This window comes from Natrialba magadii ATCC 43099, from assembly GCF_000025625.1.
GTDB lineage: Archaea > Halobacteriota > Halobacteria > Halobacteriales > Natrialbaceae > Natrialba > Natrialba magadii.
In genome coordinates this window covers 1,856,612-1,879,847 of sequence record NC_013922.1, presented here as the reverse complement: position 1 = coordinate 1,879,847, position 23,236 = coordinate 1,856,612, and the positions used below count along the sequence as shown (strand labels likewise).

Genomic DNA, 23,236 nt, shown 5'->3' with positions numbered 1-23,236 from the left:
GTGACTCGGACTGGCGACCTGGCCGCCCGCTCGCGACCGACAACCGACACGCTAACACGCTCGACTCCGAAACAGTCGGGCATGGCGACGCTTGCGATTACAGACGGGCGGGTGCTCCTCCCGGATGCGACGGTGACGCGTGCGGACGTACTGATCGACCAGGATGCGGGCGAGATTCTCGAGGTCGGCGACGATCTCGCGGGTGCCGGCGACGAGACGCTCAACGCCGCGAACGCGCTCGTGACGCCCGGCTTCGTCAACGGCCACTGCCACGTCGCGATGACGCTGTTGCGTGGCTACGCCGACGACAAGACGCTCGACGCCTGGCTGCAGGAGGATATCTGGCCCGCCGAGGCCGAACTGACTCCCGAGGACGTTCACGCCGGCGCGGAACTGGGGCTACTCGAGATGATCAAATCGGGAACCACCGCCTTCGCGGACATGTACTTCGAGGTTCCCGAAATTGCGGATGCAGTCGAAACGGCGGGACTCCGCGCGCGCCTCGGCCACGGTGTCGTCACCGTCGCGGCGGACGACGAGGCGGCCCGTGAGGACGCCCAGACGAGCATCGACGTTGCACGCGACCTCGATGGGATGGCGGACGGCCGCATCTCGACGGCGTTCATGCCTCACTCACTGACTACGGTCGGCGAGGAGTATCTGGACGAGTTCGTCCCGAAGGCGCGGGAAGCGGGCGTGCCGATCCACTACCACGCGAACGAGACGGCGGACGAGGTCGCACCGATCGTCGAGGAACACGGGATGCGCCCACTCGCCTACGCCGCGGAGAAGGGGATGCTCGAGTCCGAGGACTTCGTCGCCCACGGCGTCCACGTCGACGAGAGCGAGATCAGCCTGCTCGCCGAGGCAGGAACGAGCGTCATCCACTGCCCGGCTTCGAATATGAAACTGGCAAGCGGCATGGCTCCGGTCCAGCGGATGCTCGACGCCGGCGTTTCGGTCGGTCTCGGCACCGACGGCGCGGCCTCGAACAACGACCTGTCGCTGCTCGACGAGGCCCGCGACGCGGCCATGATCGGCAAACTGGCAGCCGAGGACGCGAGCGCGGTCTCGTCTGAGTCGGTCTCGGAACTGCTCACCCACGCGACCGCGGACGCCATCGGTATCGACACCGGTCGACTGGAGTCCGGTGCGCCCGCCGATCTCGCAGTGATCGATCTCGAGAAGCCACACCTGACGCCGGCCCACGACCTCGTTAGTCACCTCGCCTACGCGGTCGCGGCGGCCGACGTTCGCCACACGATCTGTGACGGACAGGTGCTCATGCGCGACCGCGAGGTCACGACGCTCGACGAAGATGCAGTTCGCGAGCGAGCACACGAGCACGCAACGGCGCTCATCGATCGCGCCGAGGCCTGAATCTGGCACAGACTCCCATCCAAACTGAACACTCAGATCTGCTGATAAACGTTATAAACGATTCTCGGGCAGTGTTATGCACTCCTCAATAATACGAACGACCCAGAACTGCCGACGGGGTTTATTCGTGTCTTCCTGAATGTCTCGACTCGCAATGAGTAGTCACCAATCCACCGCAGTGACGATGGCTGCCCTGTTGATCCTGTCCGTCGTCGCCCTCCCAGGCGCGGTTATCGCAGCGGAACCGGCTGCCAACGACTCGGATGCGGGCCTCGAGATCGATGTCTCGCAAGACGAGTCGGTGACCGTCACCGTCACCGATAACGAAACGACAGTCGACAAGATGAACCTGACCGTCAAACCGGTCAATGAGAGCCAGTCGTACGCGGCTGCAGGCACGTACACGAACGTCAGCGGCGAGCAGACGTTCGACGCCCCTGAGGGCAACGAATCGATCGAGGTCGAGTTCGCTGCCGCAGTCGGCAACGACTCGGTCTCGACGACCGAGACGCTCATCGGCGACAAAGTCAAAGACGACGAACCCGAACACAGCAGCTTCGGCTCGCTCGTCTCGGCGTTCGTCGCAGATCAACAGAACGAGACTGACGGCTCGATAGGGCAGGCCGTCTCGAGTTTCGTCACCGAGAACAACCCGGGCAACGCGGCTGACGACGCCGGCCCACCAGCCCACGCGGGTCCAGGCGGTGACGACGAGAAGAGCAGTCAGGGACCACCAGCACACGCCGGCCCTGACAACGCCGACGACGATGGCGACGACGCCAACAGCAGTTCTCAAGGCCCACCAGCACACGCTGGCCCGGCCACTGACGCCGACAGTGACGAAGATGGCGATGACGACGATGACGACGCAGACAGCAACGACAGCACCAACTCGAGTAGCGGGCCACCTGCCCATGCGAACGGGAGCGGTAACGGCAACAACTAACACCCGTTCCATCCCTGCGTGTTGACTCGTTGACTGACCATCTGACCATCTGACACCCCACATCCACACCATTCGGGTCCTGCTATCGGCCGACGGCACCCATACGGTGTTTCAGAGGCACCCCACCCACCCCATCGCTCGCTCCCGCCGTCGCCGGGCGCGGGATCGGTCACAGTGGTCATCGTCGCTGCCGTCGAACGATCCGTGGAAGTACATCCACACCACTGACGAACCGCTGCGGTCGACTCCACCGGTTTCACTGCTATTCTGTGACGTACCCACTGACAGGAACGAGCAATTGGGGGGCCCGATGTAGCCTCCCTCCAGCCCACCTCTCGTTCTCGCTTCGGTAGGGTTTTGGCCCCTCTCGCACTCAGTCAAGGTATGAGCGACTATCCGCCGATCAGCGAACAGCTGGACGATGCCGACGAGGCCCGCGAAGACGGCCGTCGGAAGATGGACTGGGCAACCCAACACATGCCCATTCTCGAGTCCGTCCGCGAGGAGTTCGTCGCCGACAAACCGTTCGACGGCGAACGCATCGCGATGGCGATGCACGTCGAGGCGAAAACGGCGATCCTCGTCGAAACCCTTGCCGAGGGCGGTGCCGAGGTCGCAGTAACCGGCTGCAACCCACTATCGACCCACGATGATGTCTCGGCAGCGCTGGACGCCCACGACAACATCACGAGCTACGCCAAACGCGGCGTCGACGACGACGAGTACTACGACGCCATCGAGGCCGTCATCGCCCACGAGCCCACCATTACGGTCGACGACGGGATGGACCTCGTCGCCGCTATCCACGAGGACTACCCCGAACTCATCGACGGCATCATCGGCGGTGCCGAGGAGACCACCACTGGCGTCCACCGCCTCCGCGCGATGGACGACGACGGGGCGCTCGACTACCCGGTCTTCGCCGTGAACGACACGCCAATGAAGCGCCTGTTCGACAACGTCCACGGCACCGGCGAGTCATCGCTGGCCTCGATTGCGATGACCACGAACCTCTCGTGGGCCGGCAAGACCGTCGTCGTCGCTGGCTACGGCTACTGTGGCAAGGGCGTCGCGAAGAAGGCCGCCGGTCAGAACGCGAACGTCGTCGTCACTGAGGTCGAGCCACGGCGCGCCCTCGAGGCCCACATGGAGGGCTACGAGGTTATGCCGATGGCCGAGGCCGCCGAGGTCGGTGACGTCTTCCTGACCACGACGGGCAACCGCGATGTCATCGTCGAGGAGCACTTCGAGAAGATGCAAGACGGCGTCGTGCTCGCCAACGCGGGCCACTTCGACATCGAAATTGATCTCGACGCGCTCGACGACCTCGCAGCCGACCGCTACGAGGCCCGTGACGGCGTCGAAGCCTACGAGATGGACGATGGCCGCCGCCTCAACGTCATCGCTGAGGGTCGCCTCGTCAATCTCGCCGCGCCGGTCTCGCTCGGCCACCCGGTCGAGGTTATGGATCAGTCGTTCGGTGTGCAGGCGGCCTGTGTGCGCGAACTCGTCGATAACGGCGACGCCTACGACGCCGGTGTCCACGACGTTCCGGACGAACTCGACAAGGAGATTGCCGAGATCAAACTCGCAGCCGACGGCGTCGAGTTCGACTCGCTGACGGACACCCAGCACGAGTACATGGGCTCCTGGGACCACGGGACGTAAATTGTCTCGGGGTCCAGCCCCGTGGCATCCGCCTCAATTATTCTGTGAACCTGCGCACGCCACGGGATCAATCCCCGTGGCATTCGCCTTGAACTGCCTGTGAACCCACGAGAACGAGCCGCCGTGGTAGGTTCTGGTTTGAGGGGTATTCGTTCGGACTCGACGAATTCCTGTGACGGATCAACTGACGAGGCTCGCGCAAACGTATCGTGGACAGAACGGTGTCGAGAAATATCGACGCCGAAGTCGTTCTACGGTGCGTCGACGGCGATGTCGTAGTCGACGATGTCGTCGTTCGTAATTGGCGCGACGACTTCTACCGGAACCGTGGCGCTTCCTTCTTCGACGGTGAACGTCACCGAACCACCATCGTCGACGAACGCCCCGGCCCCACCGAGTTCGATGCGAAGGTCTTCGCTTGCTGGAGTGTAGAACGATTGGACGGTGATCTCGTCACCGACGGCAACGTCGTACCGTCCGTGCTCGTTTCGTCCTCCTGGTCTGACTTTGCTATCGTGGGTCGCTGCTGTGCCGACGTCGCGTAAGTCGACATCGTCTTCTTCCACGCTGGTCGTGAGCCGGTCGCCGTATTCGGAGTGTTCGACTTCCTCGTGGTCAACCGAAACAGTCTCGAGATCGTCCGCGGTGGAAGGTTCAGATTCCTGTTGATCGACCGAAACAGCCTCGAGATCGTCTGCGGTGGAGGGTTCGATCGTTTCGTTCTCTTCGATGGCAACGCCGATACCGTTGCTTGCCGATACGCTTCCCGCTACTGCTCCGCTTGCAACAACGGCAGCAGCGGCTTTTTTGAGGACCAATCTGCGGCTTTCGTCTTGCATTGCATTAGGTTATTAGAACCCCTATTATATTAATAATTTGAACTTAAGCCCCATGTACTATTTTGACAGTTGGCGAGACAGCTTCGATCTGAGCGCCCCAGAGGACAACAGCGCCAGCCTTTCACGAAAACGCCGACGAATACGAAGCCGAACGACCACGAGTACCGATGAATGGGACCGATCTGAACGAGTCAGCGGTAGTTGTTGGAAGAGAACAGGAGTGTTCAATCGGATGATCGCCGGTGAGTTGGAACTGGTGCGGACAGTGGTTTGTTCGGTCGTTCGAGCGGCCACCACGCTGAAAGTGGTCGGGCGTGACGGTCACGTATCGAATGTCCGAGCCGTCGCCCGAAACCGGTGGTGTGAGCGAGTCGGATACCGCGGAGGCTGTCGAGGAGTCTGTGGTTGAGGAATCCGTGGCCGCCGAGGCTGTCGAGGAGACTGCAGACATCGGCCCTAGTGACACCACCACAACTGACGGGAGCGACGGCGAATCGCCGGCACACACGTTCCTGCCGGAACCGGACCCTGGCTCGTACTCGATTGGACCACTCCTCACCCGCTCGCAGATCGACGCGGACGGGCCACTCGAGATCAGCCTCGCTATCGAGGGCGCTGGCTCGCTCGACGACCCCGACCTCGATGTCTTTCTCAGGCGCGAGCGGATCAACCCCGGCGAGCAGATCGAACTCGGCGTGTTCGTCTCGGGTTGTGGCGCCATTTCTGCGGACGCGCTCAGCGTCTTTCACGGCCACGACGGCGTCCTCGACCTGGAAGAGCCAGGAACGATTCGTCGTAACGCCGCCGGTCGCGGCGGTGATCGATCGCAGGCCGACGCTGATTCTCGCTCGTCCGCGTCAGACTTACCCGATCCGTCGGTCTTCCAGTCAGATGTCGACGCTGCTGGCGGTAGCGAGTACGGGCTGCGCCAGAAGCCCCTCGACGGCAACCGGCGCGAGGTGCCGGCGTACATACTCGAGTGCAACACGCGGGCGGATGCACCACCGGGGCGGTATTCGGTGCCGGTGGTGCTCACTTATCGCACCGACGGCGGGATTAAGCAGGTGAAACACGTCCAGACGGTGCGGGTGAACTCCTGGCACGAGCGGTGGGGGCCGTGGGTGATGTGGAGTGTGTTTGCGATCGGTGTTCTCGGGGTGGTGAGTGTGGTCTCTGAATTGATTCCAGGGTTCTGATTTTCAGTTGATTGTGGCTTCGCTTTGGATTCGATTCGGTTTTGTTTTGACTTCGTTCATTTTGACTCCCCTCCACCGTCTCGCACCTCACATTGTCATCGACTCGTATACTCTTTCCTGACCCGTACCACTCCTGACTCCGGGTCACACGTCAACCGCGATACGAGAGAGGAACGCCCAAGAGGCCAGACACCAAACTCCGGGACATGGAAACGTCCCCACAGCAACGGACGGACGGGCCGCTTCGATCGACCCTCGTCGGTTTCGGCCTCGCACTCCTCGGCTTAGTCGCCGCTGAATTCGTCACGCTACCGGCGTTCCTGCTCGATCCAACACTCCTCGAATCTCCGGGTGACGCCTCGAACGCCGCGATATTCGTCCTCCTCACCCTGAACTTCGTCGGCTTCTTCCTCGTCGGCGGGCTCTATCTCCGCTATACAGGGCGAGGCTGGGACTGGCTCGATCTCGAGTGGCCCTCGCGTCGGGGCTGGCGCTACGTCGGCATCGGGATTGTCGGTAGCATCGCGTTCGTGATGGTCGTCAATCTCGTCGCGACGGTGCTTCAGTTGCCCTCCTCCGAGAATCAGGTGATGACACTGGTCGGTGACGACCCGAACATGATTCTGCTCATGATCGTGATCGTCTTCCTCTTCAACGCGCCCGCAGAGGAGTTCCTCTTCCGAAACGTGATCCAAAAGCGGCTGTACGCCGGCTTCTCTCGCATCGGTGCGGTTATCGTCACGAGCGCCATCTTCGCGCTGGTTCACATTCCTGCCTACGCGCTCGCAGCCGATGGCTCGTTTGCCCCACTCGGCGCGATTGGCGTCTCGCTCGCCGTCGTCTTCGGTGGCTCGCTGATCTTTGGCTACCTCTACGCGCGGACCGACAACCTGCTCGTTCCGACAGCTGCTCACGCTGCGTTCAACGCAATTCAGTTCGCGATCCTCTATCTCGTGGTCCGATTCGCACCGGAGGAACTCGAGGCGGCGATGGCTCTCGGTGGCGGCATCGTTGCTGCGCTCCCACTGTAACGTCACGACAGCCCGCTGATCACTTTTGCAGCGTTCCGGGCTGGCGCTTCGCCCGGTTTATTACCACCCCTCGACGAACTACTCGTATGTCTCAGGCGAAGGGCGACCGCCGCGAACGCGAACTCGTCAACGAACTCGACGAGGCCGGCTTCGCGGTGATGCGCGCGCCCGCAAGCGGTTCGGCGACGGAACGCGAACTCCCCGACGTACTCGCCGGCGACGGCGAACAGTTCTACGCAGTCGAGGCCAAATCGAGTTCGGGCGATCCGATCTATCTCACTGGCGAGGAGGTCGAAGCGCTCATCTACTTTGCACAGAACTTCGGCGCGAAGCCCCGCATCGGCGTCCGGTTCGACCGCGAAGACTGGTACTTCTTCCACCCTGCAGACCTGCACGTCACTGACGGCGGGAACTACCGCGTGAAGAAGGAGACCGCACTCGCCGACGGCACCGACTTCGCGGAGTTCGTCGGTGCCTCGGAGAAGGTCACGCTCGACGAACTCGGTGACGAAGATGGCGACGACGGTCCAGACGAGGACATTCTTCGGGTCCTCAACGCAGTCGAACAGGGCGTGATGGACGTCGAGGAAGCAGCGCGAGCACTCGAGTAGGATCGACGAACGGGTGTCGTTTAGCGGGTGTGGTCTGGTGGGCGTCGTTTAGCGGGTGTGGTCTGGTGGGCGTCGTTTAGCGGGTGTGGTTTGGTGGGCGTCGTTTAGCGGGTGTGGTTTGACGGGTATCGTTTGGCAGTCGAAACTACGCTTTAGCGCCTCGTCGCGACGATGTAGATGCCGGCCAGACGCCTTCACAACGATGAGAAGCGATGTGCCATTCAAACGGACGGAGTGATCGGTGGTTGATCAGTCCGTGTTTCCGCGGCGGACCCACGCAAAGCAGATCGCCGTCACGCCGGCGAAAAACAGCCCCAAGCGCGTGAGTATCAGGTCTTCGTCTGGCGTCCCGTCGTATCTGACCCCGTCGACAGCGTACAGCTCTCCGTCGTGTTCGATCGGCAGCGCTTGTTCGAATTCCGGGACCCGCTCGTCGTAGAGCTGGACCGATCCCGTCTCGACTGCAGTCTGAACGTCGTCGGACGCTTCGTCACTCGAGATTGCGGCGTGCTCGAGTGCCTCCATCATCGAAACCTCGCGGAGCGTCAGCACCGTCGTCTCTCCAGTCTGGTTCAGTTCGGGAGCGTAATACTCCCCATCGAGTTGGACGACGTCGTACCGTGCGTTCTGTCGCTGGTGAACGTCGTGGTCGCCGGTCTGGTCATCCGTGAGCGTCCCGTCGAACTCGAGTTCCCCTTGCTCGAGGACTGCCCGCTCGAGTGCGCAGGGTCGTTCGCCCTGGGCACCACACGACAGTATCGATTCGGACAGGGAGAGCGCCTGGGAGGCTTCGGTTCTGGTTTCGACCACGTCGACTTCGTACGTGATTTCGGTCGCTTCTCCGTCCAGATTGCCAGGAGAGAGATAGAGCGGATTCAGAAGCAACGAAATTCCGACGAGCAAGAGCGTCGCCGTCAAAATAGTTCGCTTCATCTACATCTTCGAACAAATTGCTTCTAGTAATACGTTACGGCACCGGTTTTGCACGACCCGGTCCCAATCCGCTCACGCCATCAATCGTCGGCTGCAACGGCATCCGTAATCGATTCCGGCTCGACCGGCGTATACCGAACTACGCTATCGAACTGCTCTATCGGGAACCGATCGCCGCTCGTGATTCCGCGCGCATCTCGGTCCGCAAGTTCTCGTGAGACGAACCGCGTTGCGACGAGTGCCAGTCGACCGTTCTCATCCTCGTCCAGGTCGCGCTGTGCGCGCTCGAGCAACAACGCAGCAGTGAAAACGTCGAAGACGTAGTGTGCAAGGCGCTTTGCGGACAGTTGCGCGTACTCGGTGTCCTCACCAGCGAGCGTCGCGAGCGCGCCCAGCAGGTCGTGGAACTCACTCTCGACCGTCGCGGCGGCATCTGCCAGCGCTGGATGCGAGACGTACTCGAGTCGCTCGCTGATCGCGGCCTGCAGCGGTTCGTGAGCCTCTTCGCGTTCGAGCGCCCGGAGGACATCCAGTGAGAGGATGTTCTCGGTGCCCTCCCAGATCGGGAGGACCTGCGCGTCCCGGAGGAGACGGTTGGTGACGAACTCGTTCACGTAGCCGTTGCCGCCGTGAATCTCCATTCCGTAGGAGGCGGTGTCGACGGCCATTCGGGCGGTGCGGGCCTTGGCGATGGGGATCAGCAGTCGCATGAGTCGGTAGGCGTCGTCTGCCGTCTCACCCGCCCGTTCTGCACGTTCGCGCTTCGAAAGCAGCCGCGCCGCCTCGAATGTATACGTCGTCGCGGCCTCGTGGGTGACGGCCATGTCGACGAGATCCGCGCGCATGAGTGGGTACTGGTCGATGGTTTCACCGAAGGCTTCGCGGTTCGCCGCGTAGATCTTGCTCTCGAGGAGGACGCGGCCGATGATGCCACAGGAGGCGGCCGCGTTCGAGAGGCGTTCGAGGTTGAGCATCTCGGCCATCTGCCGGAAGCCCGCTTCCTCCTCGCCAACGAGGTACGCCTTCGCGCCGGTGAACTCGACCTCACCGGTGGGGACCGAAATCGTCCCGAGTTTGTCCTTGAGCCGACGATAGAACTGGTCGTTGGTCTCTGCAGGTGCGAGCGGTCCGTCTTCCCGTCGCTGTCCCTTGGTGTAGGGTCCGTTCCCGTCTGCATCGTCGGAGTCGTCTCTGCTCACACCGTCGGGATCTGCGTGCGGAACGAGGAACATCGAGAGGCCTGCGGTTCCCGCCGGCGCGTTCTCGGTCCGGGCGAGTGCGAGCGTTCCTTCGGCGTCGATATTCGAACAGAACCACTTCTCGCCGCTGAGTCGCCAGTAGCCCGCGCTCTCGTCCCACTCGGCGCGAGTCTCGTTCGCACCGACGTCGCTGCCGCCTTGCTTTTCTGTGAGGAACATCGCGCCCTCGATCAGGTCCTCGTAGTCGCGGCTCGTGAGGGCGTCGTAGTACTCACATAGCACGTCGTCCTCGCGGCCGAACTTCTCGAGAACGAGCGCCGCGCCGGCGGTCATCGCGACCGGACAGTCAAAGCCCGGATCCGCGTAGGAGAGCAGGTACTGCATCGCGAGGTTGTGCGAGAGCGGCATCGGTTCATCGCGACCTGGCGGCGCTTCGAAGGAATCCGCGACGATGCCCTGTTCGTAGGTGAGGCGTTCGTTCTCGTACTGTGCCTCCGGATATCGAACCCAGTTTTGCACCTCGCCGTACTTGTCGTAGGGCTCGAGTTCAGGGCTGTGATTGTCGATGTCGTCGGCGTTGTCTGCGATGGTGTGACCGACGGTTTCGCCGAACGCCGAGAGTCGCGATTCGGCCCAGTCGAACTCGTCGTCGGTGTAGCCGCGCCGAAGCTCGCGCTGGAGCGTCTGATCGAGTTCCCAGTAGTTGACGTGCCGGCCTTCCTCGAATGTGCCGTAGTCGATTCCGACGTCCGTGTCCATGCACGCAATTGTTACCGCATCTCAATAAAACGGGAGTAACGAAACAGTTTCTCGGTTGGGTACTGTTTCCGTTTGGTCCGGAACGCGTGTTCGGACGGCGTCTCAGGCGCACTTCTCGAGTCGCGTCCGCGGGAAGACGTACACCCGCAGCGAGTTGGGGACGACGCCGTTCGGTCGCACGGTAGCATGTGGATAGACGACACCGACAACGGGGACGTTGGGGTCGTACTCCGAATTCGTGCCGTACTCTGCGACGGTGCAGTTTGCCGCATCGATTCGGACCGCGTCCGCCCGCAGGTCGGAAACATCGACGACTGTGAGTCGGTCGCCGGTCTCTCGGTCGACCACCGTATCGCCCGGCCAGAGTGTGTGCGACTCGCAGTAGACTGGCTGTCCGGACGCTTCGTCGTCGGTGCCAGCGCCACCGCCAGCGTCCTCGTCGACGAAGACCGACTCGTGGCAGTCGGTGTTCTGGCACTCCACGGCAAGCTGTCCTGGCGGTGGGGTGCGGCCGTCGGTGATCTCGATGGCGACACGGCGAATGTGCTTGCAGCGGGCGCTGCGGAAGATATGGTCAGGACAGGTACACCGGCCCGCCCCGAGATCGACGAGGTAGGTGTGGTCGCTCGCGGATTCGACCTCGTAGAGACCGTCGCCGAGCGGGAGGACGGACATCGGTTCGGTCCGCGCTCGGCGCGAGCGCTCCTCGAGTTGGTTCGGTGTCTGTACTGGAAGCGGTGCTTTCGGTGACGCTGTTGTTTTCATGGGTGCGTCGGGTGAGAGTGTCGCGAAACTGGTCGGGTGGCTATTCACCAGAGATACGTTCTGGAGGGGTATAACGGCCCTGTTCGTCGGAATTCCTGACTGCCGACGTGGACTGACCGTCGGGCTGTGTGACAGTCTCGATGTGCTCGAGACGGTTCGATAATGGCGTGGTGGCGAAACAGTTCGAGCACGGCGTGGCGATCACTCCTGGTCCACAATAGGTGAGTTCTAAGAGGATGGCTCCGTTCTCCCCGATATGGGACTGCTGGACGGACTCCGTGCCGCGCTCGGACTGCGCGCCGAGACTGACGCCAGACGCGACGCCGACCCCGAGGACCTCTTCGGGATGAGCACCGCCTATCTGACGATGGAGGCGGAGTTAGGATACCGCTCGCTCGACATGGGTGCGCTTTGTTTCTCCGGCGTCGACTCGCACAGCTTCCGTGATGCCGTCGACGAGGTCGAGGCAATCCTCGAGGCCGGCCAGGAAGACACCGGCACCCAGTTCACCGTCACCGACGACGACCACGGCTACCACTGGGTCGTCCTCGAGGACAGCGACCCGGAGGACCTCATCACGAGCATGCACTTCGCCGCCGACACGTTCATCGAGCGTGGCTACGGCTCGCGGCTACTCGCCGCAGTCTTCGCCTACGAGAACCGGGACGGGCCGGCCTACTGGATCTACTCGTTCCGCCGCGGTGCCTACTACCCCTTCGCGCCACGGTCCGGTCGGGAGCGGGACTCGAGTGCGGAGTTCAAACTCGAGGCTGCCCTCGATGGTGAGTTACAGATCGAGCGTGAGAAGGAGTACTGGTATCCGCTGTGGCCGAGTCAGCGGGGGACGCATCCCTGGGAGTGAGGCGGGACTGAGTCGAGAGTGGGTGGGAAAGAGTGAGTCGAGAGTGGGTGGGAAAGAGTGAGTCGAGAGTGGGTGGGAAAGAGTGAGTCGAGAGTGGGTGGGAAAGAGTGAGTCGAGAGTGGGTGGGAAAGAGTGAGTCGAGAGTGGGTGGGAAAGAGTGAGTCGAGAGTGGGTGGGAAAGAGTGAGTCGAGAGTGGGTGGGAAAGAGTGAGTCGAGAGTGGGTGGGAAAGAGTGAGTCGAGAGTGGGTGGGAAAGAGTGAGTCGAGAGTGGGTGGGAAAGAGTGAGTCAAGAGTGAGTGGGCCAAGAACGAGTCGAGAACGAGCCGAGGGGGGAGACAGGAGCGAGCCGAGAATGAAGTGAGACCGAGCCGAGAACGAGCCGAGAATGCAGTCGGTCACAGGGTACCAAATCTATTTGGCAACACGGCTATGCAGGTCCCACCGCTATGAACTGATACGGCAGGCTGCCACATCATCCCCACACCACATCATCATCCGAACTGCGCCATACACAGTTCGTCGCCTGCCGCATCCCACTTCCTTTCGACACCCATCCCCCTTTGACGCACATGTATCGCCCAGTTGCGGCGAGGTGTGTACGCTGGCTCACGGCTGGTCGTGGATGACTGACCAGTTGCTACTGTCCTGCGAGATGGGAACCGAACCGTGCCGGACTGAACCGAACCGGACCGAAGGAGTGTTTTGCATCGAGGACTTCCTAGACGCCAATGAGTCACCAGCAGGCCGACGCGATCGACGTCGCGGCCATCCGCGAGGAGTTTCCGATTCTCCAGCGCGAGTTCGACGGCCAGCAGGTCGTCTACCTCGACAACGCGGCGACGACCCAGACGCCGGACCCGGTTGTCGATGCCATGAGCGATTACTACCGTGAGTCGAACGCCAACGTCCACCGCGGGATCCACCACCTGAGCCAGGAAGCCTCGGAGGCCTACGAGGTCGCCCACGACCGCGTCGCCGAGTTCATCAACGCCGACGGCCGCGAGGAGGTCGTCTTCACCAAGAACACCACTGAGAGCGAGAACCTGCTCGCTTATTCCTGGGGCCTGAACGAACTCGGCCCCGAGGATACGGTCGTCCTCACGGAGATGGAACACCACGCCTCGCTGGTCACCTGGCAACAGATCGCCAAACGGACCGGTGCCAGCGTCGAGTACATCCGCGTCGACGAGACCGGTCGACTCGACATGGACCACGCTGTCGACCTCATCGACGACGACACCGCCATCGTCTCGGCGGTCCACGTCTCGAACACGCTCGGCACCGTCAACCCCGTCTCCGAACTGACCAACCTCGCCCACGAGCACGACGCGCTCTCCTTTATCGACGGCGCACAGGCCGTCCCAAATCGCCCCGTCGACGTGAAGGAGATCGACGCCGACTTCTACGCCTTCTCGGGCCACAAGATGGCCGGCCCGACCGGCATCGGTGTCCTCTACGGGAAACAGGACCTCCTCGAGGACCTGAACCCCTACCTCTACGGCGGTGGGATGATCCGCAAGGTTACCTTCGAGGACTCTACCTGGGGCGAACTTCCCTGGAAGTTCGAACCGGGAACGCCGCCGATCGCCGAAGCCGTCGGCCTCCATGCAGCAGTCGACTGGCTCGAAGAGATCGGTATGGATCGAATCGAGACTCACGAGGAGGAACTCGCGGCCTACGCCTACGACCGACTCGAAGCCGAGGAGGACGTCGAAATCTACGGCCCCGAAGGCGGCCCCGACCGCGGCGGCCTCGTCAGCTTCAACCTCGAGGGCGTCCACGCCCACGACCTGACCTCGATCATGAACGACCACACGATCGCCGTCCGCGCCGGTGATCACTGCACGCAGCCGCTGCACGACAAACTCGGCGTGCCGGCCTCGACGCGCGCCTCGTTCTACGTCTACAACACACGCGAGGAGATCGACAAGCTGGTCGCCGCCCTCGACGATGCGCGGCAGCTGTTTGCATAATCGCTGCGAACGAAGGGGGGGTCTTTTTTTAATCTCACATTCAGATTCGAACGTTACGTATTTGATGGCACTGTCTAGTTGAGCATCTCCTCGGCTAGTACTCGGCCATCGAGTGCTTGATTCGGCTGATCGTGGTTATAGTGGTGTCTGAAGTGTCTGAGCCAGCGGCGTGTGCTGGCTGGACTTCCCCGCCAGAAGGAGTGAAAACGGATAACTCGCATGGGGACAGTCTAAAACAACTTTTCGATGGTGTTTCCGTCGCTGTAGTTGAGGTTACCGCTCAAGTCGTGACGACTGAGGGCAGTCAGGTAGCCACCAGCATCGACGAGAATCTTTTTGCCAATATCGTGTTTCTCGGTAAGTTAATGCAGAAACGCCGCCGTAGGATCGGTCCCGCGGCGGCTGTACACATCGATCTCGAGTAGGAGTTTCGATTTTGTGCCGATCGCGGCGTACAACCACTTTTCTCGCCGTCGACCTCCCTCTGACCATCCGAGAGTTTGTACGTCCAGTTTCAAATTGCCCCATGAGAACGGTCAATAGCGAGTAATTCGAGGAGTGAGTCAACCTCTCGAACCGACAACCGCATTGGATGGAGGCGCACCCCGAACCTCATCACAGTCCACGTCTCAGGTTTCTCTGAGCAGGTTGGCGAGTTGTATTGGACACTTCTTGCCACCACCTGCTCCTTCCTCAAACTCTCATCCAGACAGTGACCTCTCATGGGGTCACTCAAAGGGCTGTAATGGACGAGTCATATAATACTAAACCCTCAAAGACTAAATAAACCGCGATAACAATATAATATTCTAATAATATGATTTAACAACAACACTTATTTAGTACGGTGATTACTATAAAATATGGTCAAAGACCATGGCTCTTCGGAAGGTGATGCTTCCGACCGAAAAGAACAACTTAGTAAAAAAGCTAAAGATGAAACCCAGCAAACTTTGGAACGAAACCCATATCTGATGGGTAAGCGCAGGTTTATTGGACTCTTGTCCTCTCTTGGAGTATCTGGTCTCAGTTTATCCTATCTATCACAAGAAAATGCTGCTGCGAAAACTGACAATCCAAAAAAGGAAATCCCAATCACATCTTATATCGTTTCTAAGGAGTATAGTGATGCCGATCAAGAAGAACCAGTCGTTGAAACAGTACCACGTGAAGAATGGGCGGAAATAATCGCAGCAGAGAAATTATCGAAAGATATTAAGAAAGAAGTGGTGTCACAAACGGAATATGATGATATTTACTCTGGTGTTCGAACGGCAAATAATGGTGGAAAAGAAGTCGTCGTGAAATTAATATCCACAGACCTGTTTGAGATCGAAATAGATGGTGTGACTGAGAAGGTAGACAAATCTGAGGGTGGCCAGGTCAAATATGAATATAGTTCGACAAAATCACCATCAGAAGAAGAAGTCCAGACCATCCGCGAAATAGTTTCTGAAGCAAGCCAAAGCTTGGGAACTGTTTCTATTGATTTAGGTGGTGATACAGAAAAGGTAGAAATTCCTACGACGGTCGAAACAGATAAAGAAAAACTAATTGGGAAATTTGATGACAAATATCGTCCTGTAGTGGGGGGAATTGAACAACGTGTTTACGTTCGACGGAGCCCTTATCATACGCATGGAACAACCTGCTCTACCGCAGGATGGGGATACATGCTTACAGCAGGTCATAATTTTGATTTGCCAAGTGACGATCGAAATTACCGAAGGGTTCATCAACCATCGCACGGTGCAACTGGTAATTTTGTAGGAGAGCGTGACGAAGTAATCTTTGAACAAGTTAACGATACCGTTCGAAGAGACGCTGCTACGTGGATAGTAGAAGATGATATAAGAGTTCAACAGTGCATAGCTAGTGAAGGTGGTGGATGTCGAGGTGCCTTCTACAGTATTGTTACAGAGGATAAAATTAAATCGGAGGTTGGAAATTTATCTTATACTATGGAAAAGCAAGGAACAGCTACTGGAAGGACTGACGGACACATAACCGAATGGGAACCAGACTGGAATAATGTTACAATTTCAGCTGATTCTGATAAAGGGGATTCAGGAGGGCCTATGTACGTAGATCCTGAAGATCACAACCCTTACTCACTCGCAGGTTTGGCCTTCGCAAATCCAGAAAATGGTAGAACCCGAGGAATGTCTATTGAGTGGGTCCTTGATGAATTTGGCCTATCTCTTTCCTAAAAGTGTTGTAATACATACATTGTATTGGTAACAAGGAATAGTTTCGATAGAGCTGGAGGTAACATCTCAAAGAATGTCGCCGTCTGCTCACTCCTCTAGAGTTCTCTATTCACTCACACCATCTACCTGGGAAATCGACATAAGAATAAGATATTCTACTGAATTGAAAAATATGATGTCCTATAGTGATTTAAGTCTGATATGGGTGGAAGTTGTGAAATTATGGTTATAACTGAACCAATAACAGTAACAAATGGTCCTGGTCCCGAAATAAACACCCCAGTAATACCTGGATCAGTCAATATTGGAATAATACCGAGGATGATGGACACTAACCCAACAAGTAGGAGGTATTTCTGTGTACCTACCCATGGGAGGTCAGCTAAGATCCCAATTACTGCAATTATTGAGATGGGGAGTGTTATTGCTCCCCAAATTTCCAAACCAGATCCAAGTCCTGCCGGATGTGCGAGAATTTCTATGTTCACGTTCGGGTGTGTTGTCACCCAAGGAAGGTAGGCACCGAAAGCGATGGTACCTAACCCGATTAGTGATGTTGACCGTCTAACGTCCATATCTAATACTTTGCAGTTCTATAGTGTAGCCTTTTCGCCTGGCTTTCCATACATAAGACATGGATACATTTGGAAGATATCATTTATAGCTCTATCCAAATTAACATCTCTCATTTCTGGATAAGGTTCTGGAATGGGTTTTCAGTCGTGTATGAATAAATACATATTCGTTTCCCCCGGAGCAGCACCATTCTCCGGTAAGCGTATGCTGCTTAAGAATACCAAAATATAACAGTAGATGACTTCTCTCAATGGTTCGGTGAACTGACCTGAAAAATCCTCAAAACTCCAAATCACCTCACAAGTGGTGTAATATCAACACATGCAGTCTCGAAACTTACTTCGACTCAAGCGACCTTGGTATATAACACGCGCGAGGAAATCGACAAGTTGGTCGCCGCCCTCGACGACGCGCGACAGCTGTTCGCGTAACACGTCACGCCTCGTTTTCTGTCGCCTCTTCGCATCCCGATTCTTCGCTTTTGTCCGGACTGCTACTCGAGTACGAGTACAACGTATTCCAGTGGGTAGCTGTCGACCGCTGTCTGCCCTCTCGCGGTCACCAGCAGGCGTGCCCACATGAATGCAACTCTGATTGCAATAGTCACATATATCTTTGATTAGTAGAGACGGTACTGGTATGCACGTTCGGCGAATTGGCGTTGTGGGTATCGCAGTGCTCGTCGTGATCGGGTTCGTGAGTCCGCTGGCGGCGGCCGGAACAGTTGGAACGACCGGAACGACCGGAACGACCGGAGCGGCCGGAGCGGGACCAGCATCGACAGCCGATGCAACCGAGCCGACCTGCTCGTTCCCGGTGACCGTGACGGACGACACTGACACCGAGATCGAACTCGAGTCCCCTCCTGACTCGGTCGTGACGCTCAACCCGAGTGCGGCCCAGACGATGTGGGAAATTGGGGCCGAGGACCAGGTCGTCGGGACGACACAGCACGCTGAGAATCTCGAGGGTGCCGAGGATCGCACGAGCGTTTCGACGGAGTCCGAGACGATCGAACACGAGATTATCGTCGACCTCGATCCCGACCTCGTACTCGCGCCGAGCTCCGACTACGTCTCCGAGGACGAGGAAGTCGAGACGCTCCGCGAGGCTGACGTCCCTGTCTACTATTTCGACTCCGCAGAGTCGATCGACGACGTTCGCGATCGAACACACACTATCGGCTCGCTCGTCGGCGAGTGTGACGGTGCCGCCGAGACCGTCGACTGGATGGACGAGGAACTCGCCATCGTCGAGGACGCACTCGAGGGCGAGGAACGCCCGGACGTGCTCTACACCTTCTTCGGCTTCACGGCCGGCGAGGAGACGTTCATCCACGAACTGATCGAAGCCGGCGGCGGGACGAACGTCGCCGCAGAGGCGGGTATCACGGAGTACCAGCAGCCAACCGACGAGATGATCCTCGAACAGGATCCCGAGTGGCTGATTCTGAACACGAACTCGCCCGACGTGCCGGACGCACCGGCCTACGACTCTACGACTGCCGTCGAGCAGAACCAGACGGTGACGATCGAAGTCAACCACCTGAACCGGCCCGGGCCGCGCGTCGTCCACGCGGTGACGGCGATGGCCGAGACGTTCCACCCGGAGGCGTACGCTGAGGCGGTTTCTGACGCCGAAACGGAATCCGAGACGGTGGCTGACGCCGACAACGAGACCGAAACTGAAGCCGACTCCGACTCCACTGACGACTCGGACGGAATTCCCGGATTCGGCATCCTCCCCGCTGGCGCTGCACTCGCTGCCCTCCTCACCTTGCTCGCCGTGATCCGTCACGGTGATAGGAACCTATGAGAAGGTGTCCCGTATGAATCACAACGTTATCTCCACGTCACCGTCCTCGACGGAGATCCTGTATGCACTCGGGGTCGAACCCGTCGCTGTCTCACACGCCTGTGACTTTCCGCCCGAGGCCGCCGACCTGCCGACGATCGACGCCTCGAAGGTCGACGCCGAAGCCAGTGCCGACCGCCACGAACAGGTCCGCGCTGCAACCGCGAACGGCCACCTCTACCAGATGGACGCCGAACGCATCGACGACGCTGACCCCGACCTGATCGTCACGCAAGGTGTCTGCGGCGTCTGCGCGGTCGACGACGTGCTCGTCGACGAAACGCTCGCCGACCTCGATGCCGACCCCGAGGTCCTCGCACTCGACGCCAGCCGACTCGAGGACGTACTCGAGTGCATCCACGACGTCGGCCGAGTCACCGGAACCGAAGCCCGCGCGGACGAGCTCGTCACCGGCCTCCGAGAACGGATCGCCACCCTGGAAGAACGGGTCCCAGCAGCGCCGCGTCCGCGAATGGCGGTACTCGAGTGGATGGATCCCGCCCGGCCGGCAGGCACTTGGGTGCCGGACATAGTCGAACTCGCCGGCGGCGAGTACGGACTGAGTGAGCCGGGCGAGCGCTCGGCACCGGTCGAGTGGGACAGCTTTCTCGCGTACGATCCGGAGGTGCTGGTGGTGGCTCCCTGCGGATTCGACGCGGAGCGGACGCGCGAGCAGTTCGGCGAACTGTCGGAGCGACCGGGCTGGGAGGAGCTGACGGCGGTTCGTGAGGATCGGGTGTTCATCCTCGACGGCGGCGCGTATTTGACGCGGTGGACGCCGCGACTGGTCGACGCTGCGGAGCGCCTGGCGACGCTCTGTCACCCCGACGAATTCGGAGAGCCGCCGGCGGATGTTGTTCGACTCTGAGTCCGATTGAATTGTATTCCTGACCCACTGCGGAACGGAGCACTTATCGCCCGCTTCTGAAAACGGATGGGCTATGCTCGAGGAAGTCCGGAGTCGCGCCAGACCGTACTTCGAGGACGCGCCACCGGCCCACGACTGGCATCACGTCGAGCGCGTCGACGCGCTCGCAGAGACGCTCATCGATCGCCATCCTGACTCGGCTGGGATCGACGAACAAATCGTCCACCTCGCGGTCGCCCTCCACGATATCGGCCGGGAGCGCGAGGACCGCGGCGAGATCGACTGTCACGCGATGTGGGGCGCTCGGGAGGGTAGCGAGATCCTCCGGGAACTCGGTGCCACCGATGAGACTGTCTCGGCAGTCTCTCACTGCATCTGTGCGCATCGGTACTCGAACGAGATCGAACCGGAGACCGTCGAGGCGATGATCGTCTCGGATGCGGACAACCTCGATGCGCTCGGCGCGGTTGGCGTCGGTCGCGTCTTCGCTCATGGCACTGCAATCGACTCGCCGATGTACGACCCCGCAGTGCCGGTTGCAGACGACGAGACATCGTCTGGCGTCAGTCAGTACAACCATCTCCACAAGAAGATTCTCGACCTTCCCGATCGGATACACACCGACGTTGCGAGCGACCTCGCCGCCGAGCGTGCACAGTTCGTTCGCGAGTTCGCCAGTCGGTTCGAGGCCGAGGCTGTCGGCGACCGCTAACGAGTCGGTTTGGTTCCTTTCGGTGACTGTTCAGCACGTCTGACAACTACAACTACAACTACAACTGGCACAGCGTTTTTGATTTAGGCGACGCTAGTCACCGACGCCGAGGTGAGAACAATGTACGAGAAACCCATTGGCAGTCCACAACAGGACCCGTTCGACGCTCTGGTCGACGTTCTCGCCGCGGCCGACCGGTACGACGTCACGCTCGCCGTTATTCCGGTCGCGTTCGCGGTTGCACTGATCGTGGCGACCGTCACGAGCCTTCCGACGCCACCGCTGTTGGCTGTCGCTGCGCTCTTCGGCTCTCTCGCCGTCGTCGATGCCTGCTACCTCAATCCGCCAGTCCCAATCGACTCTGGCGGCGACCAGGGATCGACGTAACGGGATCGCTTTCGATCAGCAACCGTTTTTCTCGCCGATGGTGTCCTCCAAACAGCGTCCACATTCCCGTCTACGCAGTTCGCCGCCGAGCGTCCGGTTCATCCGCCCCGGAACCCTTTTACAGATAACTGGCATAGCCACACCCACCAATGGGACTGGGCTCGGATATGTACCGACAGCAGATCCTCGACCACTACAAGAACCCGCGCAACTACGGGCAACTCGAGGATCCAACGTTTACCCACATCGGCGAGAACCCGATGTGTGGCGACGAGATTCGGATGGACGTCAAACTCGCTGAGGACGGCGATAAGGAGACGATCGAACGCGTCGCATTCTCCGGCGACGGCTGTGCGATCAGCCAGGCCTCAGCCAGCATGCTCTCGAGTGAACTCCGCGGAAAGACCATCGATGAACTCCTGGAGATGGACCGCGACGACGTGATCGACATGCTCGGCGTCGACATCTCTCCGATGCGGGTCAAGTGTGCGGTGCTCGCAGAGAAGGTTGCCCAGGATGGGGCGGAGATTTATCAGGGGGAACTCGACGTGGAGAAGACGACGACCGAGGACGACGAGTAAGTAGCTGGGAGTGACCTCGGGCGGCGGTTGCGGTTGCGATTGTCTTGCGGTTGTGACTGCGACTGTGGCTGTGGCTGAGCAGGCAAATACGACGTTGGTTCCGCCTTCGATTCCTATTTGACTCGCTTCCCGCATTCCGGCCGCCACGGAGTGAAGTTGTATTCGGAATTGATTTTTCCCCTGACGTGAACCTCGTTGTATGGCTACTCCCCGTACCAGACAGCAGGATATCCTCCTCTTGCTCGCCTCCATTCAGGTCTCGATATTCGTCCTCGTCATCCCGATGCTTTGGCCGCTGTTTCTCGGTTCAGTGCTGATTCTCCTTCACGTGGGGAGAGGCGAGTACCACCGACAACTTGCAGAATCCGACAACGCTGCCGAGCAGTAGTGCTGTCGCTCCACAGAACGAGGGAGAGAGATAGAGAGTGACGAAATACGGCTAAAACGGGCTACAGTGAGTGTATTGGTGTGACTGCGACGCCGCTTACTCTGGTTTCAGCCCTTCGTCCTGAACGCGCATGACCGCCTCGCCGTCGGCGAGGTTCGGTGCGTCGACCAGACGAACGATCCGCTTGTCACCCTTGGACTTGCGAAGGTACATCCGGAACGTCGACTTGTGGCCCAGAATGTTGCCACCGATCGGCTGCGTTGGGTCGCCGAAGAACGAGTCCGGGTTCGAGGCAACCTGGTTCGTCACGATAACGGACGTGTTGTAGAGGTTTCCGACCTTGTCGAGGTCGTGCAGGTGCTTGTTGAGTTTCTGCTGGCGCTCTGCGAGTTCACCACGACCGACGTACTCTGCACGGAAGTGAGCGGTCAGCGAGTCGACACAGAGGAGGCGGATCGGATACTCGGCCTCCTCGTGCTCACTCGCCAGTTCCTTCGCCTTCTCGGCAAGCAGCATCTGGTGGTTGGAGTTGAACGCCTTCGCGACGTGGATCTTGTCGAGCACGTCGTCGACGAGTTCGTCGACCGCATCCTCGTCACCAGCCGAGCCCTCGATTTCGCGGTCCTCGAGTGCGGCGTTGATCGCTTCCTCGGGGAGGCCGCGGACCATGTCGTCGATCCGTTCCGGTCGGAAGGTGTCCTCGGAGTCGATGAACATCGCGGCGCCGTGGAGGCCACCGACTTCCTTCGGAAGCTGGACGTTGACGGCCATCTGGTGGGTGACCTGGGACTTTCCGGAGCCGAACTCACCGTACACTTCGGTGATCGACTGGGTTTCGATACCGCCGCCGAGGAGTTCGTCGACTTCGTCGATCTGCCAGCTCAGTTTGCCGATCTCGTTCCGTCGCTCGAGTACGGTCGAGCCGGTTTCGAAGCCACCGACGTCGGCGGCGTCACGTGCGGCGTTGACGATATCTGCGGCCGTCGATTCGCCGACGTCCGCGGTGTTCGAGAGTTCAGAGGGAGAAGCGACGGCGAGGCTCTGGAAGGAATCGAAGCCTGCGTCGTGGAGTTTGTCTGCGGTTGCCGGTCCGACGCCCGGGAGTGTCTCGAGGTCTGCGTCTGCCATACTTCTTCGTTATTGTGGACACCCCATAAACCCTCGTTAACAGGGGAGTGAAAGTGAAAGTGGCAGCAGCCGTCGGGGTGACAATTCTGGTTACTGAACAGTTATGTACGATGCGGTGGACGGTCGTCTGTTCAGATTGGGCTCCAGCAACAGCAGCAGCAACATAGCAACAGCAACACAGCAGCACCAATGGCAACACAGCAGCACAGCAGCAACACAGCAGCACAGCAGCACAGCAGCACCAATGGCAACACAGCAGCACAGCAGCAACACAGCAGCAGCAATGGCAGCACAGCAACACAGCAGCACCAATGGCAACACAGCAGCACAGCAGCACCAATGGCAACACAGCAGCACAGCCACAACAGC

At 59.6% G+C, this 23,236-nt stretch carries 21 protein-coding genes and 1 pseudogene; 15 read left to right on the top strand and 7 right to left on the bottom strand.

Annotated features, from left to right (window positions below):
* The first annotated feature begins 81 nt into the window (after positions 1–81).
* From NMAG_RS08875 to NMAG_RS08865, 3 genes are all read left to right on the top strand, one after another.
* A complete protein-coding gene (locus tag NMAG_RS08875; RefSeq protein ID WP_004267592.1) occupies positions 82–1,380 on the top strand; it encodes an amidohydrolase in 1,299 nt (432 codons plus the stop codon).
* Between the two features lie 154 nt (positions 1,381–1,534).
* Complete coding sequence (locus tag NMAG_RS08870; protein WP_012996584.1) at positions 1,535–2,326, top strand: hypothetical protein; 792 nt, start codon at positions 1,535–1,537, stop codon at positions 2,324–2,326.
* A gap of 384 nt (positions 2,327–2,710) precedes the next feature.
* Positions 2,711–3,994 (top strand): adenosylhomocysteinase, encoded by a 1,284-nt coding sequence (locus tag NMAG_RS08865; RefSeq protein WP_004267594.1) that lies wholly within the window; start codon positions 2,711–2,713, stop codon positions 3,992–3,994.
* A gap of 251 nt (positions 3,995–4,245) precedes the next feature.
* On the opposite strand, the gene NMAG_RS08860 is transcribed toward NMAG_RS08865, so the two are convergent.
* Complete coding sequence (locus NMAG_RS08860; protein ID WP_012996583.1) at positions 4,246–4,833, bottom strand: hypothetical protein; 588 nt, start codon at positions 4,831–4,833, stop codon at positions 4,246–4,248.
* 332 nt (positions 4,834–5,165) lie between these two features.
* Between NMAG_RS08860 and NMAG_RS08855 the strand changes: the two genes are divergently transcribed.
* The 3 genes from NMAG_RS08855 to hjc all read left to right on the top strand — a co-directional run bounded on the left by NMAG_RS08855 (position 5,166) and on the right by hjc (position 7,671).
* A complete protein-coding gene (locus NMAG_RS08855; RefSeq protein ID WP_004267596.1) occupies positions 5,166–6,029 on the top strand; it encodes a hypothetical protein in 864 nt (287 codons plus the stop codon).
* A 206-nt stretch (positions 6,030–6,235) separates the two neighbouring features.
* On the top strand, positions 6,236–7,060 hold the full coding sequence (locus NMAG_RS08850) for a CPBP family intramembrane glutamic endopeptidase (RefSeq protein WP_004267597.1): 825 nt from the start codon (positions 6,236–6,238) through the stop codon (positions 7,058–7,060).
* Positions 7,061–7,146: 86 nt separating this feature from the next.
* On the top strand, positions 7,147–7,671 hold the full coding sequence (gene hjc / locus NMAG_RS08845) for a Holliday junction resolvase Hjc (RefSeq protein WP_004267598.1): 525 nt from the start codon (positions 7,147–7,149) through the stop codon (positions 7,669–7,671).
* 249 nt (positions 7,672–7,920) lie between these two features.
* Here the strand turns inward: hjc and NMAG_RS08840 are convergent, their stop codons facing one another.
* The 3 genes from NMAG_RS08840 to NMAG_RS08830 form a co-directional block, all read right to left on the bottom strand.
* Positions 7,921–8,604: a hypothetical protein gene (locus tag NMAG_RS08840; RefSeq protein WP_004267599.1), complete on the bottom strand. Its 684-nt coding sequence runs from the start codon at positions 8,602–8,604 to the stop codon at positions 7,921–7,923.
* An 80-nt stretch (positions 8,605–8,684) separates the two neighbouring features.
* The gene (locus tag NMAG_RS08835; RefSeq protein WP_004267600.1) at positions 8,685–10,562 is read right to left on the bottom strand and encodes an acyl-CoA dehydrogenase family protein; all 1,878 of its coding nucleotides are present in this window, start codon (positions 10,560–10,562) and stop codon (positions 8,685–8,687) included.
* A 102-nt stretch (positions 10,563–10,664) separates the two neighbouring features.
* Positions 10,665–11,327 carry an SWIM zinc finger family protein gene (locus NMAG_RS08830; protein WP_004267601.1) on the bottom strand — a complete coding sequence of 221 codons (663 nt, stop codon included), beginning with the start codon at positions 11,325–11,327 and terminating at the stop codon, positions 10,665–10,667.
* Positions 11,328–11,583: 256 nt separating this feature from the next.
* On the opposite strand from NMAG_RS08830, the gene pspAB reads away from it, so the two are divergent.
* Together pspAB and NMAG_RS08820 are read left to right on the top strand one after the other, a co-directional pair.
* On the top strand, positions 11,584–12,189 hold the full coding sequence (gene pspAB, locus NMAG_RS08825) for a PspA-associated protein PspAB (RefSeq protein ID WP_004267602.1): 606 nt from the start codon (positions 11,584–11,586) through the stop codon (positions 12,187–12,189).
* A 729-nt stretch (positions 12,190–12,918) separates the two neighbouring features.
* Positions 12,919–14,163, top strand: coding sequence for an aminotransferase class V-fold PLP-dependent enzyme (locus NMAG_RS08820; protein ID WP_004267603.1), 1,245 nt, complete (start codon positions 12,919–12,921; stop codon positions 14,161–14,163).
* A gap of 74 nt (positions 14,164–14,237) precedes the next feature.
* Here the strand turns inward: NMAG_RS08820 and NMAG_RS20895 are convergent.
* Positions 14,238–14,789, bottom strand: a pseudogene (locus tag NMAG_RS20895) (IS6 family transposase).
* A gap of 237 nt (positions 14,790–15,026) precedes the next feature.
* Between NMAG_RS20895 and NMAG_RS21590 the strand changes: the two are divergent.
* On the top strand, positions 15,027–16,373 hold the full coding sequence (locus NMAG_RS21590) for a hypothetical protein (protein WP_012996582.1): 1,347 nt from the start codon (positions 15,027–15,029) through the stop codon (positions 16,371–16,373).
* 155 nt (positions 16,374–16,528) lie between these two features.
* Here the strand turns inward: NMAG_RS21590 and NMAG_RS21585 are convergent, their stop codons facing one another.
* Entirely contained in the window at positions 16,529–16,948 is a 420-nt protein-coding gene (locus NMAG_RS21585) for a hypothetical protein (RefSeq protein WP_148221905.1), read from the bottom strand.
* Between the two features lie 640 nt (positions 16,949–17,588).
* On the opposite strand from NMAG_RS21585, the gene NMAG_RS08810 reads away from it, so the two are divergent.
* From NMAG_RS08810 to NMAG_RS08785, 6 genes are all read left to right on the top strand, one after another.
* Positions 17,589–18,764, top strand: a complete 1,176-nt coding sequence (locus NMAG_RS08810; RefSeq protein ID WP_004267606.1) for a PGF-CTERM-anchored ABC transporter substrate-binding protein — start codon at positions 17,589–17,591, stop codon at positions 18,762–18,764.
* A gap of 13 nt (positions 18,765–18,777) precedes the next feature.
* On the top strand, positions 18,778–19,671 hold the full coding sequence (locus NMAG_RS08805) for an ABC transporter substrate-binding protein (protein ID WP_004267607.1): 894 nt from the start codon (positions 18,778–18,780) through the stop codon (positions 19,669–19,671).
* Positions 19,672–19,744: 73 nt separating this feature from the next.
* Positions 19,745–20,383 (top strand): HD domain-containing protein, encoded by a 639-nt coding sequence (locus NMAG_RS08800; RefSeq protein ID WP_004267608.1) that lies wholly within the window; start codon positions 19,745–19,747, stop codon positions 20,381–20,383.
* A gap of 120 nt (positions 20,384–20,503) precedes the next feature.
* A complete protein-coding gene (locus NMAG_RS08795; RefSeq protein WP_004267609.1) occupies positions 20,504–20,770 on the top strand; it encodes a hypothetical protein in 267 nt (88 codons plus the stop codon).
* Positions 20,771–20,919: 149 nt separating this feature from the next.
* Complete coding sequence (gene sufU / locus NMAG_RS08790) at positions 20,920–21,351, top strand: Fe-S cluster assembly sulfur transfer protein SufU (RefSeq protein ID WP_004267610.1); 432 nt, start codon at positions 20,920–20,922, stop codon at positions 21,349–21,351.
* Between the two features lie 199 nt (positions 21,352–21,550).
* A complete protein-coding gene (locus tag NMAG_RS08785) occupies positions 21,551–21,739 on the top strand; it encodes a hypothetical protein (protein ID WP_004267611.1) in 189 nt (62 codons plus the stop codon).
* 96 nt (positions 21,740–21,835) lie between these two features.
* Here the strand turns inward: NMAG_RS08785 and radA are convergent, their stop codons facing one another.
* Positions 21,836–22,867: a DNA repair and recombination protein RadA gene (gene radA, locus NMAG_RS08780; RefSeq protein ID WP_004267612.1), complete on the bottom strand. Its 1,032-nt coding sequence runs from the start codon at positions 22,865–22,867 to the stop codon at positions 21,836–21,838.
* Positions 22,868–23,236 lie beyond the last annotated feature (369 nt).

Excerpts from the sequence above, each read along its gene's own strand:
- NMAG_RS08875 (WP_004267592.1), top strand. The coding sequence starts at position 82 with ATGGCGACGCTTGCGATTACAGACGGGCGGGTGCTCCTCCCGGATGCG.
- NMAG_RS08870 (WP_012996584.1), top strand. The coding sequence starts at position 1,535 with ATGAGTAGTCACCAATCCACCGCAGTGACGATGGCTGCCCTGTTGATC.
- NMAG_RS08865 (WP_004267594.1), top strand. The coding sequence starts at position 2,711 with ATGAGCGACTATCCGCCGATCAGCGAACAGCTGGACGATGCCGACGAG.
- NMAG_RS08860 (WP_012996583.1), bottom strand. The coding sequence starts at position 4,833 with ATGCAAGACGAAAGCCGCAGATTGGTCCTCAAAAAAGCCGCTGCTGCC.
- NMAG_RS08855 (WP_004267596.1), top strand. The coding sequence starts at position 5,166 with ATGTCCGAGCCGTCGCCCGAAACCGGTGGTGTGAGCGAGTCGGATACC.
- NMAG_RS08850 (WP_004267597.1), top strand. The coding sequence starts at position 6,236 with ATGGAAACGTCCCCACAGCAACGGACGGACGGGCCGCTTCGATCGACC.
- hjc (WP_004267598.1), top strand. The coding sequence starts at position 7,147 with ATGTCTCAGGCGAAGGGCGACCGCCGCGAACGCGAACTCGTCAACGAA.
- NMAG_RS08840 (WP_004267599.1), bottom strand. The coding sequence starts at position 8,604 with ATGAAGCGAACTATTTTGACGGCGACGCTCTTGCTCGTCGGAATTTCG.
- NMAG_RS08835 (WP_004267600.1), bottom strand. The coding sequence starts at position 10,562 with ATGGACACGGACGTCGGAATCGACTACGGCACATTCGAGGAAGGCCGG.
- NMAG_RS08830 (WP_004267601.1), bottom strand. The coding sequence starts at position 11,327 with ATGAAAACAACAGCGTCACCGAAAGCACCGCTTCCAGTACAGACACCG.
- pspAB (WP_004267602.1), top strand. The coding sequence starts at position 11,584 with ATGGGACTGCTGGACGGACTCCGTGCCGCGCTCGGACTGCGCGCCGAG.
- NMAG_RS08820 (WP_004267603.1), top strand. The coding sequence starts at position 12,919 with ATGAGTCACCAGCAGGCCGACGCGATCGACGTCGCGGCCATCCGCGAG.
- NMAG_RS21590 (WP_012996582.1), top strand. The coding sequence starts at position 15,027 with ATGGTCAAAGACCATGGCTCTTCGGAAGGTGATGCTTCCGACCGAAAA.
- NMAG_RS21585 (WP_148221905.1), bottom strand. The coding sequence starts at position 16,948 with ATGGACGTTAGACGGTCAACATCACTAATCGGGTTAGGTACCATCGCT.
- NMAG_RS08810 (WP_004267606.1), top strand. The coding sequence starts at position 17,589 with ATGCACGTTCGGCGAATTGGCGTTGTGGGTATCGCAGTGCTCGTCGTG.
- NMAG_RS08805 (WP_004267607.1), top strand. The coding sequence starts at position 18,778 with ATGAATCACAACGTTATCTCCACGTCACCGTCCTCGACGGAGATCCTG.
- NMAG_RS08800 (WP_004267608.1), top strand. The coding sequence starts at position 19,745 with ATGCTCGAGGAAGTCCGGAGTCGCGCCAGACCGTACTTCGAGGACGCG.
- NMAG_RS08795 (WP_004267609.1), top strand. The coding sequence starts at position 20,504 with ATGTACGAGAAACCCATTGGCAGTCCACAACAGGACCCGTTCGACGCT.
- sufU (WP_004267610.1), top strand. The coding sequence starts at position 20,920 with ATGGGACTGGGCTCGGATATGTACCGACAGCAGATCCTCGACCACTAC.
- NMAG_RS08785 (WP_004267611.1), top strand. The coding sequence starts at position 21,551 with ATGGCTACTCCCCGTACCAGACAGCAGGATATCCTCCTCTTGCTCGCC.
- radA (WP_004267612.1), bottom strand. The coding sequence starts at position 22,867 with ATGGCAGACGCAGACCTCGAGACACTCCCGGGCGTCGGACCGGCAACC.